The organism is Plasticicumulans sp., assembly GCF_035331805.1.
Classification (GTDB): Bacteria; Pseudomonadota; Gammaproteobacteria; order Competibacterales; family Competibacteraceae; genus Plasticicumulans.
Window position 1 is genome coordinate 1 of sequence record NZ_DAOLKE010000363.1, and the last position, 3,334, is coordinate 3,334.

Below are 3,334 nucleotides of genomic sequence, written 5' to 3' on the forward strand. Positions count from 1 at the left end.
CTCGATGTACGAGGCCATGGGCTACGTGCGCACGAGCGACCGCAAGAGCGGACTGAAGCGTCCCAGGAAGGGGGAGGATGAGGAGACGAAGGGGTCGTAAACACTCGGACAAGACATGGAAACGGCGCACCGCGGCGTGGCAGAGGATGCCGTGTGTGCGCCGTTTGATTTTTCAGCTCATGTTTGTGTGCTCCAAAATCAGGAGCGTCATGGGAGCTTTTGGATCGTCTGGATATGGTCCGAGGCGTTCCGAGTGGGGGTTGTTGTTATTGATTCATGATGTGTTTACACTATAGTGTGTGGTTTATATAGGTGGTAAGGGAATCATATTCGATGCGAGGACGGGATTGTGTCGGAATTCATGATGCAGTTGCCAGATAATTGTCCGCCGGACGTTGCATCCCAAAGAGAGTTGGTTGTGTATCGTATCGTAAAAACCAACCCGCCGACTCTGGATGATTTCAAAACACATGCTCAGCTTGGGCTTGCGCCGCATGTCGATTATTGTCGGCGCTGTTCGTTGTCCTTGTTTGATAGTTATTCGAATGCGATGCATCGTCTGAATTTAAGCCCGAAACTGGGGGCTCATGTCGCGCAGGCAACTCTGACACCAGCGCATGGCCTGATCTCGCCTGTTAATAAAGCGGGGCATATGGAGTGGTGGGCTTATAAAGGCAAGGTGATGCCGGACGAATTCACGGTCAGCGATGATGAATATTGATCTGGCAGGCAAAAACTGCTTGGGGTTGGAACTCGTCGAGTGGCCGTTGCCGATTCATGAGGTTTTGTATGAGGCCGAGCAGCCAATCGTATTCTTGACTTACTCTTCTGTGCTTTGCCAGCCATTGCTTGCTTATTTGGCGGATGAGGAGTCTGAAGAAAGTTCCATAATTCTGGCATCGGCTTCCTCAGAAAAAATCAGCAATCTTAAAAAAGGCATCATTGGCGTCAGGGAAGCTCTGGTTTCTGACTGGATGTGGCTGGTTCGTGGTTCGCATTCCGATGGTGCAGCAAAAATCTGGGCAATCAGGGAATCGGATGTGCCAGATGGCTATCTGCCCGTTCATGGCACTCCGCTTTTGCCCGAACACACCGTTGTTTTTTCAGCGCGGGCATTAGGAGATGATATTGCGCTCGGTCGCATGCCATGTAGTGTCGTTTCATTGGTTGCGGACGCAGTGCGATCTTCGCTCAAAGTGCTGCTTGATCATGTGCGGGCGGCCAACACAGAGGGGCGTCCCAAGGATGCCCAACGAAAACTTTATGATTTGCCGGTGCAGAGATTGCGTTTTTCCAGTTTTGAAGTTGGATTGGCAGAGCCTGATCATGGTCTTTTCAGGGACGAAAGCATGCAGGTTGTCATCTCATCTCTGACGCGTGGCTTGAAATGGGCGCAGGATGCTGCGGGGCAGGTGTCGCTGGGCGAGGGGGATGCAGAGGAACTGGATGCCATCCTGCGCGCAACGCTGGCGCTGACGCCTCCAGGTTCCGGGGTTGTGCGTGAAATCGAAGTCTCCGGTGCCTGGCTGCAGGGCCGGCGTTTTCGTCTGGACCGCAATGCTCGCCTCAAAGTCAGTAAGCAGTTACGGGCGCATCGGGCCGAGAAAATCGTCGTGTACAAGGGGCGGATCGGTGAAGTGGATGATGACAATCTGAGCATCACCATCCGGGATACCAGTGACGGCGTCGATCGCAAGGGTTTCTTGCGCGAGGAGTTCTGGGACGAGGTTCGTGCCCATTATTACTATTCCAATCGCGTTGCAATATCGGGCATCGAGCGCAATGGTCGCCTGAATGTGACCGCCGTGGTCGCTCAGGACGACCCGGACGAGTGAAGCTGCAGTTGACCTTGCGGCATGTGCGCTTTGCGCCACATCCTGACCGGATCGCAGCCTGCGTCCATCGGACTTGAGACCGGCGGCCTCAGGTCATCCATCGGGCTCAGCGCGACCGGGGCAGGTAAATGCGGGTTTCGCGAGGGGCGGGCTGGCTCCATCCGCTCATCCTGCACCGCTTCGCCCGCATGTCCCGTTCCCGAATCCGCAGCCTTCGCATCCGGCTGCCGCGGCTTCGCTGCCAATCCCCTGCCATCTGCTCAGCGCGCAAACGGATCACTGCCATCCGCTTCGGCATCGAGTGCGCCATCCGCGAGTTTGCAGCGCACCGCCGGTCGTTGCGGGGCCGGCAGCAGTTGCGGGCGGTTCTTCAGCAGGCCGGCGGTGGCGAGCAGGCGGGACTGGCGGTCGTTGTCGGCCTGTGAATAGACGAGCAGCGCGCCGCCGGCGAGCACCGGCTGCGGCCAGACGAGTTTGAGCACGGTCAGCGGCCGATCCTGCGCATCCTTCGCATCCCAGCGTTCGACCTTCGGCAGCGGCGGCTTGCCGAGGCCGGCGAAAGTCTTGCCGTCCGGCGTGAGGCCGAGCTGCACCAGTTGTGCGGCATCGGGGCGCGGGTCTTCGCCGGCGTCGGGATTGCGCTGCGGAGCGAGCCAGAGTTCGAGGTGGTCGCGGTGTACCCAGCTCGTGGCCGGGTTCGGGGCCGGGCGGCCGGGGTCGAGGAGCTGCACATACAAGGTGTCGGGTCCGCCGGCGAGCACGCGCAGTTCGGCGTGGCGCTGCGGGTCGGGGCGGCCGTGGACGAGGTAGCCCGGTGCGCCGTTGCCGGCGAGCGCCAGCGCGCAACTGCCGAGCGTCTGGCCGCTGGCCAGCAAACCGCCGGCCTCGGCCGGCACCAGCGGCAGCGCCAGCGCGGCGCGCACGCCGGGAGCCGGTTGCGGGTTCCAGTCGCTCGCAGCCGGCGGACAACCGCTGCCGAGGGCTTCGGCCTGTGCGTCATCGGCCGCGGCCATCACCGCCAGCCGCACGCGCAGCGCCGGATGTTCGATGCGCGTGCGTCGTCCCGAGGCCGGTTGCACGTTCGAATAGCTGCAACTGTCGGTCTCCAGCAACTGCGGCGGTCGCAACTGCACGCTGCGTTCCTCGCTCCAGCGCCAGGCACTGCCGCCGGCCTGCACGTGCGTGAGGCGATTGGCGGCGATCGTGACCGTGTCCTCGCCGACGCCGCTGGCGCCGTAGCCGTCGTTGCAGAGCGCGAACAGCTTGCGCGGGGCCTGCTCGCCTTCGATCAGCCAGTATTCGCGCCCGCCATCGGACGGGCCTTCGGCTTCGCGACAGCCGTCATCGGGCGCATCGCCGGGCTTGTCGGCGAGGCCGAGGCCGATCTCGGCGACGGTGAGCGGCACGCCGTCGGCGCCGGTGCCGGCGCCCTGCACGCGCACGATGCGGCAGTCCGGCCCGCGCCCGGCGCAGGCCGTGCCCTTGAGCGTCGGTCCGTG

The 3,334-nt window shown here is 61.8% G+C and carries 3 protein-coding genes; 2 read left to right on the top strand and 1 reads right to left on the bottom strand.

All coding sequences use genetic code 11. From position 1 onward, the window contains the following. Positions 1 to 364: 364 nt before the first annotated feature. Both PKE44_RS16830 and PKE44_RS16835 read left to right on the top strand, forming a co-directional pair. Complete coding sequence (locus PKE44_RS16830) at positions 365 to 721, top strand: hypothetical protein (RefSeq protein ID WP_324553575.1); 357 nt, start codon at positions 365 to 367, stop codon at positions 719 to 721. Then, positions 711 to 1,835, top strand: a complete 1,125-nt coding sequence (locus tag PKE44_RS16835; RefSeq protein WP_324553577.1) for a hypothetical protein — start codon at positions 711 to 713, stop codon at positions 1,833 to 1,835. The genes PKE44_RS16830 and PKE44_RS16835 overlap by 11 nt, the downstream gene beginning before the upstream one ends. A gap of 260 nt (positions 1,836 to 2,095) precedes the next feature. On the opposite strand, the gene PKE44_RS16840 is transcribed toward PKE44_RS16835, so the two are convergent. Next, a partial coding sequence (locus PKE44_RS16840; RefSeq protein WP_324553578.1) for a hypothetical protein occupies positions 2,096 to 3,334 on the bottom strand: 1,239 nt, incomplete at its 5' end.

What these genes read in the sequence shown, in the direction of transcription:
- PKE44_RS16835 (WP_324553577.1), top strand. Translation starts at nt 711, where the DNA reads ATGAATATTGATCTGGCAGGCAAAAACTGCTTGGGGTTGGAACTCGTC.
- PKE44_RS16830 (WP_324553575.1), top strand. Translation starts at nt 365, where the DNA reads ATGCAGTTGCCAGATAATTGTCCGCCGGACGTTGCATCCCAAAGAGAG.